Annotated in this window: 12 protein-coding genes and 1 pseudogene; 8 read left to right on the forward strand and 5 right to left on the reverse strand. The window is 59.2% G+C overall.

Annotated features, from left to right (window positions below; translation table 11 throughout):
* Nucleotides 1–234 precede the first annotated feature (234 nt).
* Nucleotides 235–1,101 carry a DUF6279 family lipoprotein gene (locus AC0T4W_RS14145; RefSeq protein WP_476319885.1) on the forward strand — a complete coding sequence of 289 codons (867 nt, stop codon included), beginning with the start codon at nucleotides 235–237 and terminating at the stop codon, nucleotides 1,099–1,101.
* Here the strand turns inward: AC0T4W_RS14145 and ung are convergent.
* Nucleotides 1,098–1,793, reverse strand: coding sequence for a uracil-DNA glycosylase (gene ung / locus AC0T4W_RS14150; protein WP_476319888.1), 696 nt, complete (start codon nucleotides 1,791–1,793; stop codon nucleotides 1,098–1,100). The genes AC0T4W_RS14145 and ung overlap by 4 nt on opposite strands.
* A gap of 441 nt (nucleotides 1,794–2,234) precedes the next feature.
* Between ung and AC0T4W_RS14155 the strand changes: the two genes are divergently transcribed.
* Complete coding sequence (locus AC0T4W_RS14155; RefSeq protein ID WP_476319890.1) at nucleotides 2,235–3,725, forward strand: P-loop ATPase, Sll1717 family; 1,491 nt, start codon at nucleotides 2,235–2,237, stop codon at nucleotides 3,723–3,725.
* A 209-nt stretch (nucleotides 3,726–3,934) separates the two neighbouring features.
* On the opposite strand, the gene AC0T4W_RS14160 is transcribed toward AC0T4W_RS14155, so the two are convergent.
* Nucleotides 3,935–4,816 (reverse strand): AraC family ligand binding domain-containing protein, encoded by an 882-nt coding sequence (locus AC0T4W_RS14160; protein ID WP_476319893.1) that lies wholly within the window; start codon nucleotides 4,814–4,816, stop codon nucleotides 3,935–3,937.
* 185 nt (nucleotides 4,817–5,001) lie between these two features.
* Between AC0T4W_RS14160 and AC0T4W_RS14165 the strand changes: the two genes are divergently transcribed.
* The 5 genes from AC0T4W_RS14165 (at nucleotide 5,002) to mmsB (ending at nucleotide 10,937) form a co-directional block, all read left to right on the forward strand.
* Entirely contained in the window at nucleotides 5,002–6,495 is a 1,494-nt protein-coding gene (locus AC0T4W_RS14165; protein WP_476319895.1) for a CoA-acylating methylmalonate-semialdehyde dehydrogenase, read from the forward strand.
* A gap of 71 nt (nucleotides 6,496–6,566) precedes the next feature.
* Nucleotides 6,567–7,733 carry an isobutyryl-CoA dehydrogenase gene (locus AC0T4W_RS14170; protein WP_476319897.1) on the forward strand — a complete coding sequence of 389 codons (1,167 nt, stop codon included), beginning with the start codon at nucleotides 6,567–6,569 and terminating at the stop codon, nucleotides 7,731–7,733.
* A gap of 120 nt (nucleotides 7,734–7,853) precedes the next feature.
* Entirely contained in the window at nucleotides 7,854–8,672 is an 819-nt protein-coding gene (locus AC0T4W_RS14175; protein ID WP_476319899.1) for an enoyl-CoA hydratase, read from the forward strand.
* A gap of 107 nt (nucleotides 8,673–8,779) precedes the next feature.
* The gene (locus AC0T4W_RS14180; protein ID WP_476319902.1) at nucleotides 8,780–9,883 is read left to right on the forward strand and encodes an enoyl-CoA hydratase/isomerase family protein; all 1,104 of its coding nucleotides are present in this window, start codon (nucleotides 8,780–8,782) and stop codon (nucleotides 9,881–9,883) included.
* 169 nt (nucleotides 9,884–10,052) lie between these two features.
* Nucleotides 10,053–10,937: a 3-hydroxyisobutyrate dehydrogenase gene (mmsB, locus tag AC0T4W_RS14185; protein ID WP_476319905.1), complete on the forward strand. Its 885-nt coding sequence runs from the start codon at nucleotides 10,053–10,055 to the stop codon at nucleotides 10,935–10,937.
* A 162-nt stretch (nucleotides 10,938–11,099) separates the two neighbouring features.
* On the opposite strand, the gene AC0T4W_RS14190 is transcribed toward mmsB, so the two are convergent.
* From AC0T4W_RS14190 to AC0T4W_RS14200, 3 genes are read right to left on the reverse strand one after another with little or no spacing between them, the layout of a single operon-like run.
* Nucleotides 11,100–12,446 carry an HlyD family type I secretion periplasmic adaptor subunit gene (locus AC0T4W_RS14190; RefSeq protein ID WP_476323675.1) on the reverse strand — a complete coding sequence of 449 codons (1,347 nt, stop codon included), beginning with the start codon at nucleotides 12,444–12,446 and terminating at the stop codon, nucleotides 11,100–11,102.
* Nucleotides 12,447–12,465: 19 nt separating this feature from the next.
* A complete protein-coding gene (locus AC0T4W_RS14195) occupies nucleotides 12,466–14,601 on the reverse strand; it encodes a type I secretion system permease/ATPase (protein WP_476319908.1) in 2,136 nt (711 codons plus the stop codon).
* 47 nt (nucleotides 14,602–14,648) lie between these two features.
* Nucleotides 14,649–15,992 (reverse strand): TolC family outer membrane protein, encoded by a 1,344-nt coding sequence (locus AC0T4W_RS14200; protein ID WP_476319911.1) that lies wholly within the window; start codon nucleotides 15,990–15,992, stop codon nucleotides 14,649–14,651.
* 344 nt (nucleotides 15,993–16,336) lie between these two features.
* Here AC0T4W_RS14200 and AC0T4W_RS14205 point away from each other — a divergent pair.
* Nucleotides 16,337–16,699 (forward strand): annotated as a pseudogene (locus AC0T4W_RS14205) (retention module-containing protein); the annotation flags it as partial.
* Nucleotides 16,700–16,772: the final 73 nt, after the last annotated feature.

A 16,772-nucleotide genomic window follows, 5' to 3' on the forward strand; every position in this document is an offset into this window, starting at 1 on the left:
TCCGGAAGGTGGACAAGCCTTCGGCATGTCCACCCTACGAGGCTGTAGACCTTACACATGCACATAGGATCTACGGAAAAATCCCGTCCAGGTGGTTTAAGTGAACGGTATTACGTCGTGTGCGGGCTCTTTTTAGCCGCGGCGTGGCAGTTTTTGTTTAACGAATATGTCCGCAGCCACCCAGGCACACTCCTCAGAGCTACTCTCAGGCCTGATCTAACGAGGCACCCTGAAATGAGCGAACTGCGCTGGCCCGCCGTGAAAACCCTGCTGCTACTGCTCTGCCTGAGCCTGCTGGTCACCGCCTGCAGCCGCGCCGGCCTGGCGTACCGCAATCTGGATTGGCTGGTGCCCTGGCGGCTCAACGACTACCTGAACCTCGATAGACAGCAGCAGGCCTGGCTCAAACCCCGTTTGCAAACCCACTTGCAATGGCACTGCAGCGCCGAGCTGCCGCGCTATATCGATTGGCTGCAAACCACCAAAAGCATCCTCGCCCAACCGCAGCCGGACAGCGCCCAGCTGCTGGAGCAATTTGCCCAATTTGATGCCGCACTAAAACGCATCAGCGTCGAGATCACCCCCACCGCTATCGAACTGTTGCAGAGCCTGAGCGAACAACAAGTCAGCGAACTCTACGCCGCGCTGGATGAAGACAATCTGGAAGATCGCCAGGACTTTCTCGACCCGCCCCTGGCCACCCAAATCAGCGAACGGCAGACACGTATGCAGGAACGCCTGCGCTCCTGGCTGGGCCGCCTGAACCAGGCACAGACAGAACATATCGCCGCCTGGGCTAATAACCTGGGCGAGCAGAACCGTCTGTGGCTGGAGAATCGACAACTGTGGCAAGCCGAGCTGCGCAAGGTGGTTGCCGAACGGGGCAGCGCCGACTTTGCCGAGCGGCTAACCCCTCTGCTGCAGCAACGCGAACGCTTCTATAGCGACGAATACCGCGCCAGTTATGGCCGCTCACGCCAGGCGCTGGCCACACTGTTCAGTCAGTTGCTGAGCAACAGCGATGAGGCGCAGCGCGAGCGACTGAGTCACCGCTTGCGCGACCTGCGCCGCGACCTGGCCGAGCAGCAGTGCAGCGTTTAAGCCGCCTCGGGCAAACGCCAGTCAATCGGGCTTAACCCATGCTGCTGCAGGAACTTGTTGGTACGGCTGAAATGGCCGTTGCCAATAAAGCCACGGTGCGCCGACAGCGGCGATGGGTGTACGGATTTCAGCACCAGATGCTTGCTGGTATCGATCAGCTTTTCCTTGCTCTGCGCATGGGCACCCCAGAGCAAAAACACCAGACGCTCCTGCTGCTGGCTGACCACCTCGATCACCTTATCGGTAAAGCTCTGCCAGCCGATCTTGGCGTGGGAGCCGGCGATACCGTGCTCGACCGTCAATGAAGTGTTGAGCAGCAACACACCCTGCTCTGCCCAATGCTGCAGATTGCCGTGGTCGGGAATGTCGATATTCAGGTCGCGCTTGAGCTCTTTATAGATATTCACCAGCGACGGCGGCGTCTTCACCCCAGGCTGCACCGAGAAGCACAGACCATGGGCCTGACCTGGGCCGTGGTAAGGGTCCTGGCCGATCACCACCACCTTGGTCTGCGCCAGCGAAGTGGAATTGAGCGCATTGAAGATCAGCGCGCCGGGCGGATAAATCTGCTTGCCAGCCGCCTTCTCGGCCCGCAGAAAATCCCCCAGCTCACGCATATAGGGCTTCTCGAACTCTTCATGCAGAGCGGCCTTCCAGCCGGCTTCCAGTTTGACGTTATCGGCAGCGCTCATGCCTGTGTCCTGCTTATCTCAACGGAAGCGGCACGCTAAGGAAGGCACCGGGGCAAGTCAAGGCGAACGGCACATGGCCGCGTAGGTTGTGGTTGAGCGCAGCGAAGCCCAACGGTGGGGGGGGTGTGCGGATTTGGGAAGAAAACGGGAGACAGACCACGACTAAACCTTCCGAAAACCGTTGTTTTCCCAATATTGTTTTAGTATGCGAGCATGTATCAGCGGCAGAGAGCAAGAGCTTTGGCTAGCGGCCAGAAAGTAGATGCTCAGTCGTGAAGCAGCTTCCATCCCGAAGCTGCATCTCGCACTTGGTTAGAAGGGTACCTTTTTAGATATTCCCTTCAGTTTTTCTCTTCGACGGGGCATTATTCACGAGGGTCGAGATAATGTGCCGGAGCGCGGCAAAAATTTTGGTATTGAAATATTCAAGGAAGTCATATTTTGAACAAGAAAAGCTTGTTAAGTGCTATCCGGATTGGTCATCGCGTTGCCGAGGACGAGAAAAATGAATTAGCTAATTATTTCGTCAAAACATCTCAGTGGAACAAGCTAGCAAACGGTGAAATCGACATAATTTATGGAGCAAAAGGCACAGGGAAAAGTGCGCTTTATTCCTTATTGACAAACAATGCTGCAGATTTTTTAGACCGAAATATTTTGTTGGTTCCTGCAGAGAACCCATTAGGGGCATCAGCCTTCCAAGGCCTGATCGACGACAACACCGACAACGAAGCAGACCTTAATTACATTTGGAAGCTTTATATTCTTCAGCTGATATCCGCAGAATTGCGTAAAGCATCAATTGCAAGCGATGTAGCTAGTAAACTTATTTCAGCATTAGAAGTGGCAGGCTTACTCCCTAAGTCTTTCACACTGGCCTCTTTATTCGCCCGAGCGAAAAATTATGTTCAGAGCTTCGCGGAGAAGAATCCGACGGATGTTGAATATAATATCGGATTAGATCCTATTTCCGGCATGCCGACAGCCACTAGAAAAGCAAGCTACGGACCTACTGATACAAAAGCGCGGTTATCTAGCGTCCCAGTAAATGATCTTCTGAGTTTTGCCAACGAAGGGCTAGCCGAAATTTCATTGCAGGTATGGCTGCTGTTTGATCGACTTGACGTTTCATTTTCTTCTTCGCCAGAACTAGAAAGAGCCGCACTGCGCGCCCTCTTTAGGGTCTACGCTGATTTAAAACCACTCGAGAACATAAAGGCGAAGATTTTCGTTCGAAAGGATATTTGGGAACGAATTACGGAAGGTGGTTTCCGCGAAGCTAGCCACATCATAAAAACTGACACCATTGAATGGGATCGTGACGGCCTGCTAAATCTTGTTGTTAATCGCCTGCTGAACAACCAAACACTAATTGATTATTTAAATGTCGAAAAAGCTGAAATTATAAGTGATGCCAGCAAGCAAGAACAAATCATCAAAAGAATACTTCCTGACAAGGTCGATACGGGAAAAAACCCTGACGCCTTTGACTGGATAATTTCACGAGTACAAGATGGCACTAAAAAGACTGCCCCTCGAGAAATAATTCACATGCTTGAATGTTTGATTTCCAATCAAGTAAAAAAGTTTGAACAAGGAAAACCTGAGCCGGAATCCGAAATATTGTTTGATCGTGCGGTTTTCAAAGAGTCACTGGCCACGGTATCTACAGTGAGGTATACACAAACTCTTTGCGCAGAATACCCTGATTTAAAAAAATATACCGAGCTACTTAAAAATGAAAAGGCTGAGCAAAAAGTTGATACCCTTGCGCGAATCTGGGGGGAATCATTGGACGCAGCCCAATCTCTGGCGGACCAGTTAGTTGGAGCTGGTTTCTTTGAAGCACGTAACGAGAAGAATATTGCAACTTACTGGGTTCCATTTTTATATCGCGACGCACTTGATTTAGTTCAAGGAAAAGCAGTCTAGAAATAATGCTCTTCAACGATGAGCTCGTAGGTAAACCGAGCAGAAGTGTCGCCAGTGTTAAATGGCATCTTCGGTTAAGAGGCATCGCTCAATAATTCACACGACTACGTGATGGGTATCGCTATGCTCAACCCATCCTACGCCGCTGTTATTTTCAGCGGCCACGCTCTGGGCCGAAAACGGCCACCAATTCCTGACTCATTTCAACTTCACCCCTGATGCAACGCCCGGTAATGACTGGGCGCCATGCCCACCACTTTGCGAAACAGCCGCGAGAAGTAATACACATCGTCATAGCCCAGCTGCTCAGCCACCTGGCGGATGCCCTGCTCCCCTTCGTCGAGCAGGCGGCAGGCGTGAGCCATTTTCAGTTGGATAAAGTCCTGAATCGGCGCATGCCCGGTCAGGGCGCGGTAGGTTTTGGCGAAGTGAAAGCGCGACAGTTTGAACTGCGCGGCCAGCTCGTCGAGGTTTAGCGAGTCATGCAGGTGGGCACGCATCACCGCCTGCACCGCGTCCACATCCAGCACCCGCCCGGATTTCAGCGTGGCGCGCGCCGGCAGCACCGCCAGCGAGGTGAGCAGCACCTGCAGCTGATGCGCGGCATGGATAAAGTGCGCCAGGTTCAAGCCCTGTTTGCGCAGGTGAAGCAAGGCGTCGAACTCGGCCAGCAAGCGCGGCTGCACGCCGATGCGCCACAACGGCCCCTTGCCCAAGGGTTTGAGAAAGTCCGTTACCAACTCGCCGTCAAAATGCACCCAGTACAGCGTCCAAGGCTTGTCCACGTCCGCGCCGTAGGCATGCATCACGCCTTTTGGCAACAGCAGCAGATCGCCACCACTGACAGCTAATCGTCCATCCTTTGTTTCTAACCAGCCCTGCCCGGCGCGGCAATAGATCAGCAGATAATCCTCCGGCACCAGGCGCTGCATGCGATGGCCCAGCGCCTCGGGGTAGTACCCCAGGGCCAAGGGATAGCAGCCTTGCCCCAAGGGATGCTTTGTCAACAGGCGGCGCAGCCTGGGCGGCGTGATAAAGCGCACGCCATTGGCCGGCAAAGGCCAGTTGGAGGTATCGACAAAAGCGCGCATTGCGGTACTCAAGTAGCCCGAATGCCATCCGGGAGAAAGGGTCCCGGATTGCATCCGGACTAGACATTAAATCCCAAGATAGTCCATCCGCAGGCCAAGATCGTCAATCCACAAAGCCAAGCAAGGCGGCTATAACACTGACAAAACAACAATCGAACCCACACAGAGGTTCGCCGGAGGAAGGCATGGCCAAGGCAATCCCACAGCTGATCGACGGTGAATGGCGCGAAAGCCGCGCCCGCGAATTTATCGAAGTCACCGACCCGGCGACCCAGGAGGTTCTGGCCCTGGCCCCCAAGGCCACCGCCGAGGAAATCGAAGCGGCGATTGCCAGTGCCAAGACAGCCTTCCTGACCTGGCGCGAAGTGCCTGTATCGGATCGTGCGCGGGTGATGCTGCGTTACCAGCACCTGCTCAAGGAACACCATGACGAGCTGGCGGAAATTCTCGCAGGCGAAACCGGCAAGACTTTGGCCGATGCCAAGGGCGATGTCTGGCGCGGCATCGAGGTGGTCGAGCAGGCCTGCAATATCGCCAGCCTGATGATGGGCGAAACCATGGAGAACGTGGCCCGCGACATCGACACCGCCAGCTGGATTCAGCCGCTCGGCGTGTGCATCGGCATCACCCCGTTCAACTTCCCGGCGATGATTCCGCTGTGGATGTTTCCCCTGGCCATCGCCGCCGGCAACACCTTTATTCTCAAACCGTCCGAACAGGACCCGCTGACGCCTAACCGCCTGGCTGAGTTGTTTATCGAAGCCGGCGCGCCCAAGGGTGTGCTGCAGGTGCTGCACGGTGCGCGTGAAGTGGTCGACAGCCTGCTCACCCACCCGGATATCCGCGCCATTTCCTTTGTGGGCTCGGTGCCGGTCGGCCAGCACATCTACCGCACCGGCACCGCTCACCTGAAGCGCGTGCAGGCGTTTGCCGGGGCGAAGAACCATATGGTGATCATGCCCGACGCTAATAAGCAGCAGGTGCTGAGCAACCTGGTCGGTGCCAGTTGCGGCGCGGCCGGGCAGCGCTGCATGGCGATCAGCGTGGCGGTATTTGTCGGTGAGTCGAAGCAGTGGATTGACGAGCTGCAGGCGCAGATGGCCGACCTGCAACCCGGCTACTGGACCGATGGCCACGCCGCCTTCGGCCCGCTGATCAGCCAGCAGGCCAAACAACGCGTGCTACGGCTGATCGCCGAGGGCAAGGCCGAGGGCGCTGAATGCCTGCTGGACGGCTCGCACTGCGCGGTCGAGGGCTACCCCAACGGCAACTGGATCGGCGCCACGCTGTTTCGCGGCGTAACGACCAAGATGGGCCTGTACCGCGAGGAAATTTTCGGCCCGGTGCTGGTGTGCATGGAGGTCGATACGCTGGAAGAAGCCATCGAGCTGGTCAACGCCAGCCCCTACGGCAACGGCACCTCGATCTTCACCCGCTCCGGCGGCGCGGCACGGCATTATCAGCATGCGGTGGAAGTCGGCCAGGTCGGCATCAACGTACCGGTGCCCGTGCCGCTGCCGTTCTTCTCCTTTACCGGCTGGAAGGGTTCGTTCTACGGCGACCTGCACGCCTACGGCAAACAGGGCGTGCGCTTCTTCACCGAAACCAAGACGGTGACCAGCCGCTGGTTCGATGAAGACTCGGTGGCCGGGGCGAACATGACCATTCAGCTTAAATAATCGAACGCCAGGTTGATCACAAGTCGGCCTGGCCTTGACCATCGGGAACACCAGCCCGCTAAGGATTGACCATGGATTTTGAACTCAGCGAAGAACAACGCCTGCTGGTCGACAGCGCCCGCGCCTTTTCCGCCAGGGAGCTAGCGCCGCATGCCGCCGACTGGGATCGCGACCACCACTTCCCGGTGGATGTGATCAAGCGCGCCGCCGAGCAGGGCTATCTGGCGCTGTATATCAAGGAAGACGACGGCGGCCTGGGCCTATCACGGCTGTCCGCCTCGCTGATCTTCGAGCAGCTGTCGGCTGGCTGTATCGCCACCACGGCGTTTCTGACCATCCACAATATGGCTTCGTGGATGCTCGCCTCCTTCGCCGATCAAGCGTTGAAAGATGCCTGGCTGCCGCGCCTGGTCAGCGGCGAGTTGCTCGCCTCCTACTGCCTGACCGAGCCGGACGCTGGCTCTGACGCCGCGCACCTGCGCACCCGCGCCAAGCGCGATGGCGACGACTATGTGCTGGATGGCAGTAAATGCTTTATCTCTGGCGCGGGCAGCACCGATGTGCTGATCGTCATGGCGCGCACCGGCGAGGACAGCGGCGCCAAGGGCGTGTCCTGCTTCCTGGTGCCGGCCGACGCCGAGGGCGTGAAGTACGGGCGCAACGAATTGAAGATGGGCTGGCGCGCCCAACCCACTCGCACCATTACATTTGAAGGCGTGCGTATTCCGGCGGGCAACCGTATCGGGCCGGAGGGCCAAGGCTTTGTTTATGCGATGAAGGGCCTGGATGGTGGGCGCATCAATATCGCCAGCTGCTCCCTGGGTGCGGCGCAAGCGGCGCTGGAGCAATCGCTGCGCTACGTCGAGGAGCGCAAGCAATTCGGTAAGCCGCTGAGCGACTTCCAGTCCCTGCAATTCAAGCTCGCCGATATGCTCACTGACCTGACCGCCAGCCGGCAGATGGTGCGCCTGGCCGCACACAAGCTGGACCACGGACACAGCGAAGCCAGCCTGTATTGCGCGATGGCCAAGCGCTTCGCCACCGATCACTGCTTCACCCTGTGCAACGAAGCCCTGCAGCTGCATGGCGGCTACGGCTACCTCAACGACTACCCGTTGGAGCGCTGGGTGCGCGACAGCCGCGTACACCAGATTTTGGAAGGCACCAACGAAATCATGCGGGTGATCATCGCCCGCCGCCTGCTCGACCAAGGCGGCATGCTGGATCGCTTGCTGTAAATACCTAGGGACTGTGAATAATCGTAGGAGCGGGCCATGCCCGCGATGCAATTCGCGGGCATGGCCCGCTCCTACGGTAATCGCATAACGCTCGCGCCTTTGCACAAGACGAGGAACACCATGAGCAACGCCATCGAAGCCTACCACCCCGGCGTATTCGACCTGACCCACAAACTCACCGTGGAAAAGCACGGCCATACCGCGCTGATCACCATCAACCAGCCGCCGGCCAACACCTGGGACCACGACTCGCTGATCGGCCTCAAGCAGTTAGTCGAACACCTCAACCACGACGATGACATCTACGCCCTGGTGATCACCGGCCAGGGCGGCAAGTTCTTCAGCGCAGGGGCCGACCTCAAGCTGTTCGCCGACGGCGACAAGGCCCGCGCCCGCGAGATGGCCCGGCGCTTCGGCGAAGCCTTCGAGGCGCTGCGCGATTTCCGTGGTGTATCGATTGCCGCGATCAACGGCTACGCCATGGGCGGCGGCCTGGAATGTGCCCTGGCTTGCGATATCCGCATTGCCGAGCGTCAGGCGCAAATGGCCCTGCCAGAAGCAACGGTGGGCCTGCTGCCCTGCGCCGGCGGCACCCAGCACCTGAGCTGGCTGATCGGCGAAGGCTGGGCCAAACGCATGATCCTCTGCGGCGAACGCATCGACGCAGAAACCGCCCTGCGTATCGGCCTGGTCGAGCAAGTAGTCGACAGCGGCGAGTCCCGTGGCCATGCCCTGCTGCTGGCGGCCAAAGTCGCGCGGCAGAGCCCGGTGGCGGTGCGCACCATCAAACCGCTGATCCAGGGCGCACGCGAACGCAGCCCGAATACCTGGCTGAGTGAAGAGCGCGAGCGCTTTGTCGACCTATTCGACGCCGACGACACCCGCGAAGGGGTCAACGCCTTCCTGGAAAAACGCGACCCGCAGTGGCGCAATAAATAGCCGCGCACTAAATAATCCGTAGGGTGGACATGGCGCAGCCTTGCCCACCATCACTACCGGTGGACAAGCCGCTCCACGGCATGTCCACCCTACGATGGAAACGCCTGATGAACGTGCAATTCGAAGAACGCCCCGCCCAACACGGCTACCGTATCGGCATCGCCAGCCTGGATGCCGAGAAAAGCCTCAACGCCCTGTCGCTGCCGATGATCGAAGCGCTGGACGCCAAGCTCAAGGCCTGGGCGGACGACCCGAGCATCGCTTGCGTACTGCTGCGCGGCAACGGCCCCAAGGCCTTCTGCGCCGGCGGCGACGTGGTGCAGCTGGTGCATCAGTGCCGCGAACATCCGGGTGAAATCCCGCCCCTGGCCCGGCGCTTCTTTGCTGACGAATACCGCCTCGACTACCGCATCCACACCTACCCAAAACCCTTTATCTGCTGGGCTCACGGCCATGTGCTGGGCGGCGGCATGGGCCTGATGCAGGGCGCTGGCCTGCGCATCGTCACCCCCAGCAGCCGACTGGGCATGCCGGAGATCAATATCGGTCTGTACCCGGATGTCGGCGGCAGCTGGTTTCTCGCCCGCCTGCCAGGCAAGCTCGGCCTGTTCCTCGGCCTGACCGCCAGCAGCATCAACGCCCGCGATGCCCTCGACTTGGACCTGGCCGACCGCGTACTGCTCGACAGCCAGCAGGATGACCTGCTCAACGGCCTGGCCCAGCTCAACTGGCAAGAGCAAAGCCCGCAGCAACTGCACAGCCTGCTCAAGGCCCTGGAAAACCAGGCCCTCACCGAGTTGCCACAAGCCCAGTGGCTGCCGCGCCGCGCCCGTATAGACGAATTGCTGGATGTGGCCGAGCTACCCCAGGCCTGGCAAGCCATCATGTCCCTACACGACGATAGCGACCCACTCATGGCCCGCGCCGCCAAGACCCTGGCCGGCGGCTGCCCGTTGACCGGACATCTGGTGTGGGAGCAAATCAAGCGCGCCAAGCAGCTGTCTCTGGCCGAAGTATTTCGCATGGAATACGCCATCAGCCTGAACTGCTGCCGCCACCCGGAATTCCCCGAAGGCGTGCGTTCGCGACTGATCGACAAGGACCACGCGCCACGCTGGCACTGGCCGGATGTAGCGAGCATCCCGCAGCAAGTAATCGACGCACACTTCGCCCCGGCATGGGATGGCGTACATCCGTTAGCGGATCTGTAACAGGTTGTGGGTGGGTTAAGCGCGCGGCACGGACATCGGCCACACGCGCGTATTAATCGCGCCGTAACCCACCAACACGCCCCATCAAGCAGCATGGATATCGCTACGCTCAACCCATCCTACGCCCCCACACAACCCAGTGAGAGCGCCCCAGATAAGGAGCCTAACAATGACCACAATCGCTTTTATCGGCCTCGGCCATATGGGCTTGCCCATGGCGCGCAACCTGCTCAAGGCCGGCTTCAACTTACAGGTGTTCGACCTGGTGCAGGCAGCGATGGACGAGCTAGCCCAGGAAGGCGCGCAGACCGCGACCAGCGCCCTGCAGGCCAGCCACAATGCCGAGGTAGTGATCAGCATGTTACCGGCCAGCCGCCACGTCGAAGACCTGTACCTGGGCGACGGCGGCCTGATCAAGGCGCTCAAGCCGGGCAGCCTGGTGTTGGAATGTTCGACCATCGCCCCGGAAGCCGCACGCAAAGTGCACCAGGCGGCCGCCGAGCGAGGTATCGAACTGCTTGACGCACCGGTATCCGGAGGCACCGCCGGCGCAGCGGCCGGCACCCTGACCTTTATGATCGGCGGCGCCGCAGAAACGCTGGCAAAGGCTCAACCGATCTTCCAGGCCATGGGCAAAAATATCTTCCACGCCGGCCCCGACGGTGCCGGCCAGGTGGCCAAGGTGTGCAATAACCAGGTGCTGGCGGTGCAGATGATCGCCACCGCCGAAGCCATGGCCATGGGCGTGGCCAACGGCCTGGAGCCGGCCGTGTTGGCCGAGATCATGCGTCAAAGCTCGGGTGGCAACTGGACGCTGGAGAAGTACAACCCCTGGCCCGGCGTGATGGAAAACGCCCCGGCGTCCAAAGGCTACAGCGGCGGCTTTATGGCCGAGCTGATGGCCAAGGACCTGGGCCTGGCCCAGGAAGCGGCCCAGGCCAGCGGCAGCAGCACACCCATGGGCGCGCTGGCGTTGCAGCTGTATCGCCTGCTGCTCAAACAAGGCAAAGGTAAACAGGACTTCTCGGTGGTGCAGCAGCTGTTTGTTGAATAAACGCGGCTTTGCTGGCCCGCAGGGCTTAAACCGTAGGAGCGGGCCATGCCCGCGAAGCTTTCAATCGCGGCCATGGGCCGCTCCTACGTCGATAACTGGTTAACCCGCAAACAACAAAAAGCCGCATCGAGCTGCGGCTTTTTTGTGGGCAGAATCTGCTACCTAGCGCTCGCGCAATGCCTCGCTGCGCGCACGGATAATCGGTTTGAGCAGATAACTGAGCACACTTTTCTTGCCGGTGATGATATCCACCGACGCAACCATGCCGGGGATGATCAGCAGCGGATTTTCCTCGGTACCCAGGTGGCTTTTGTTGGTACGCAGCTTGATCACATAAAAGCTGTTGCCATCATCGTCGGTCACGGTATCGGCGCCGATCTGTTCCAGCTCGGCTTTGAGGCCGCCGTAGATGGTGTAGTCATAGGCAGTGAACTTGACCATCGCCTCCTGCCCTGGATGCAGGAAGGCGATGTCCTGCGGGCGAATCCGCGCCTCGACCAGCAGGTTCTCACCCAGCGGTACGATTTCCACCAGATCGCTGCCCGGCTGAATCACCCCGCCGATGGTGGTGACCAGCAACTGTTTGACGATGCCGCGCACCGGTGAAATCACCAGAGTGCGGTTGACCCGATCTTTCAGCGCCTTGCCGGTTGACTGAATTTTGCTCAGCTCGGTGCGCGCCTCATTCAGCTCGGTCAGCGCCTCGCTGCGAAAACGACCACGGGTTTCATCAATCTTGCGCTCGACTTCCTTGATCGCCGACTGGGCGCGCGGTATCGCCAGAGTGGTGGCTTCAAGCTGGCCACGCGCCTCCACTTCTGCACGTTTAAGGCGCAGCACTTCAACCTGGGAAATCGCGCCCTGAGCCACCAGCGGCTCGGACATTTGAATTTCCTGACGCAACAGGCTCAAGCTATTGCGGAACTGCCCCTGCTTGGAGGCAAACTCACGCAGCTCCTGCTGTCGCTGAATCAACTGCTCTTCCAGGCCGGCCACTTCATCGAGTAATTGCTGTTTGCGGCTGTTGAACAGCTGGATTTCGTTATCCGCTTGCTTCGGCACTTTCTCGCGCACCTCATCGGCCACCACCAGCTCGCGGTCCTGTACTTCGGCGCTCAGGCGCTCCACACGCAGCAGCAGGGCCAGGCGATCGGCCTCGGTTTCACCGACGTTGGAGGCGAAGCGGGTGTCGTCCAGACGCAACAGCGGATCACCGGCATCAACAATCTGCCCTTCCCGGACAAACAGCTCGGCGACGATACCGCCTTCCAGATTCTGGATTTTTTGCAGGCGCGAGGACGGAATCGCCTTGCCATCACCACGGGTCACTTCATCGACCACGGCGAAATTAGCCCACAGCAGGCAGAACACCACAAAGGCGATCAGCCCCCAGATGGTCAGACGCACCACCCGTGGTGCGTCCTCGATCAACGCCTTGTTGACCTCCGGTAGCGGTTCATCGCCCAGCTCATCGTGGCTGCCGAAATAAGCAGCAACGGCCTGACGCAGGCTCCTTTTCTCGGGCGCGTTAGCTGACACTGATCTGCCCCTTCTTCAGCGCTTCCATCACGCTACTTTTCGGCCCATCGGCGATGATCTGCCCACGATCAACGATAATCAACCGATCGACCAGGCTGAGCATCGAGGCCCGGTGGGTGACCAGCAGCAGGGTCTTGGTGCCGATTACCGCCGACAAGCGCTGCTTGAGGCGCTCTTCACCGGTGTTGTCCATGGCGCTGGTGGGTTCATCAAGCAGCAGAATCGGCGGATCGAGCAACAGCGCACGCGCCAGGGCGACATTCTGCCGCTGACCACCGGAGAGGTTTTGCCCGCGCTCACCGACCTGCAGCTCGTAGCCTTTCGGGTGTAGCCGAGCGAACTCGTGTACGCCGGCCAATTCGGCGGCCTGCAACACCAGCTCGTCTTCGACGTAGCGCGCACCGGACACCAGGTTGTCACGCAGGGTGCCACTGAACAGCTGAATATCCTGCGGCACATAGCCGATGTTGTGGCGCAGATCGCTGACATCCAGCTGGCGTACATCAATGCCATCGACCAGCAGGCTGCCGCCATCAGGCTGATACAGGCCAACAATCAGCTTCGCCAGCGAGCTTTTGCCCGAGCCACTGCGGCCAATGATGCCGATCTTCTCACCGGGGCGAACCACCAGATTGATGCCCAGCAGAGCGGCCTGTTGCTGATCCGGGTAATGAAATTCCAGCTGACGGAACTCGATGGCGCCCTGCAGCGACTGGCGCTTGAGCGGGCGCTCATCGGCGTGACGTTCCTGCGGCAGCTCCATCATCTGGTTGACCGATTCAAGGGTCACACGCGCCTGCTGATAGCGCGTGAGCAAACCGGAAATCTGCGTCAACGGCCCCAGCGCGCGACTGCTGAGCATGTAACAGGCAATCAGCCCACCCATGCTCAGGTTGCCGTCGATGATCTGGTACACGCCGAGCACGATCACAATCACGCCCGCCAATTGCTGCAGCAGCATGGTGGCGTTCATCGCCAGGCTGGAGAGCATGCGCGCGCGCAGCTCCAGGCGGCTGAGGGTGCCAATGGTCTGCTCCCACAGATACTGGCGCTCGCTCTCGGCGTTATTGACCTTGACCGCATCCAGCCCGGCCAGGCTCTCGATCAGGCTCGACTGGCGCTCACCGGCCAGGGCCATGGTGCGTTGCATGGTCTCGGCCAGCGGGCGCTGCAAGGCCCAGCCGATCAAGGCCACCAGCGGAAAGGCGAGTACGGGAATCCACACCAGATGGCCGCCGATCATAGCGATCACCGCGAGAATCAGCAGGGTAAACGGCAAGTCGATGACGCTGGCCAGGGTCAGCGAGGCGAGAAAATCACGCAGGCTCTGAAACTCATGAATATTCTGCGCAAAGCTGCCGACCCGCGCCGGTCGGAACTTCATGGCCATGCCGACGATGCGTTCAAACAGCGTGGCGGAGATGATCAGGTCGGTCTTCTTGCCCGCCAGATCAAGGCACAGGCCGCGCAAGGTCTTGAGCAACAGATCGAAGAAGAACACCCCGGTGATGCCAATCGCCAGCACCCACAAGGTGGCTTCGGCCTGGTTAGGCACCACGCGGTCGTACACGTTCATCACAAAAAGCGGCGTAGCCAGACCAATCAGGTTGATCAGAAAGCTTGCCGCGATGGCATCGATATACAACCAGCGCGAACGCTTGAGGGTGTCACGAAACCAGGAGGTGGCGCGCGGGATCAGCTCGCCACGGTTGAAATCAAACTTGTGCTGCGGCTGGGCAAAGAACACCCGCCCGCTGTAATCCTCGGCCAGTGCCTCAGCACTGACACGCACCTCACCGCCCTCGCTTTCGCTGGGCATGATGCGCGCACGGCCCTGATCATCCCAGCCCAGCAAAATGGCGCTGCGGCCATCGTGCAGCAGAAGCAAGGCCGGCATGGCCAGGGCCGGAATCTTCTCCAGGCCTCGGCGTAACCAGCGCCCCTGCAACCCCGCACGCGCCGCCGCACGCGGCAGCAACTCGGCACTCAGGCGCTGTTCCGGCAGCGGCAGGCCTGCGGTGAGCATGGCGCGGCTGACCGACTTCTGGTGCAGGCCGCACAGCGACAACAGGCTGTCGAGCAGAGGGTCGTCGTAGCGATCACGCGGATCGCTACGGGTTTGCATCGGGCTTGGGTCTACTGCCACTGGGTTTTACTCATCAACGACTGGGCTCAGTTCAGCCCCGGCAAATTAGCCTGGGCCTTGATCTCATCCAGTGGTGCGGCGGCCATCGGCGCGACTACACCCTGGCTCTTGAGCAGGGAGCCCATGGTGGCCTTGATCCGGTACTGAGTAAACAGCTCGGTGTAACGCACTTCCTCAAGACGGCGCGAGGCAGTGAACAACTCGTTTTCACTGTCGAGCAGATCCAACAGGGTACGGTCACCCAGGCCGAACTGCTTCTGGTAGGACTCGCGCACGCGACTGCTGTAGTCCACGTACTGCTGGGCAATCGGCAATTGCTGGCGGGCATTTTCCATCGCGTTCCAGGCCAGACCGAGGTCCTCATTCAATACCCGCAAGGCGTTGTTGCGGATGTCCATCGCCTGGTTGGTCTGATAGGCCTTGGACTGCAGATCCGCCTTGTTACTGCCACCGGCGAACAGGTTGTAGCGCATGCGCAGCATGGCCTGCCACTCGTTGCTATGACCGCTGACACCATCGATGTTGTTGTCCATGCCGCGCGACAGCTCGGCATCAAAGCGCGGGTAGAAACTCGACTTGGCCGCTTCATACTGCTGCTCGCTGGCCTGCACATCGGCCTCGGCCGAACTCAGGAAGGGGTTGTTGGCAAGCATTTCCTGGCGCGCTGCTGGTAGGCTTTCCGGCAGGTGGCCCGCCAAACCAGGCGGCGGGCTTAGCTCGCTGGCATCACGACCGACCACACTGAAATAGTTGACCCGCGCATCCGCCAGGTTGGTCTGCTCGGTGATCAGGTTGTTGCGTGCCTGGGCCAGACGCGCCTCGGCCTGATCGAGGTCAGCAGTACGCCCTACGCCACTCTCGCTACGCAGGGTGATCTGGTCGTAAATACGTTCGTGGCTAGCCAAGTTGCTCTCGGCCAGACGCACCAGTTCCTGACGGGTCAGCACATCCAGATACACCTGCGCTACTGTCAGCGCGGTGCGCTCGGCGGTACCCAGCAGTTCATAAGCACGGGCATTTACCGTGGCACGCTGGCGACCCACTTCACTGCTGGTGGCAAAACCATCGAACAGCATCTGCTGCAAACGCAGACTAGACTCACCGCGAGTCAGGGTCTCGGTGTTGTGACTCTGCCCGCGCGTACCTGGGCTGTCGGTGCCTTCACGGCCATAGCCGGCCAGCAGGTCAACCCGTGGCAGGTAACCGCCCTTGGCAGCCTTCATCTGCTCTTCAACGGACAAACGCGCATTGATCCCCGCTTGAATCTCTGGATGCACTTCAAGGGCACTTTGCATGGCTTCATTAAGCGTTTGGCCATGGGCAGCCATCGATACCGCTAGAGCAAGAGGGAACAGTGCAAAAAAACGCATTGAATGAAATTCCTTTCAGACTGGGCTAGTGACTTGGAGCAACGAAGAGGCGACGTGTTTGACGCAAAGTGGCGCAGAATGCATAGAAAGTGGCGCAGGATGCATAAACAGCCTACAGCGCGTGACACGCAGCACAGTAGAGACAAACCAATATCAAAGTGACATCAGCGCGCGCATTGTTTATTATCGCGAGCACTCGGTCAATAGTTTGGCATGCCTGCAATTCCACAATGGAATAAGTCAAATTTATGACGACAATATTCTGTCAGATTATCAGCCTTTAAATCAAAACATTGCTTCACCGTGTTTAACGATTTTACCGCGCCCACTCCGGAGCCCGTTATATGAGCACTCTCGTCGCCATCGTAAAAAGTCTTGTTGGCCAGGTTTTTGCCGTTTCTCTCGACGGCCTCAAACGCCAAGTGTTCGAAGGCGAGCGCCTGCTCATGGGCGAACAGATCCTCACCGGCCTGGGCGGCGAAGTGACCTTGCAATTGGCCAGCGGTGAATTGGTCCATGTGGCGCAAAACAGCAACTGGCAGGCCCCCACCAGCGAAGTCCAGGCTGAAGATAATAGAGCCGAACCCACTTCTGGTTTGGAACAAGCCCTGGCTGCCGGATTCGACCCCACCGTCGACCTCGAGGCCCCAGCTGCTGGTCCAGGCTCCGGCGGTAATGGCGGCGCAGCAGGCGGCGGGCATAGTTTTGTACTGCTAGGGGAAACTGGGCAGCGTCTAGACCCGACTATTGGATTCGAAACGGGAGGACTAGGCTTTGCTA

The organism is Pseudomonas sp. C7.1 (assembly GCF_056312395.1).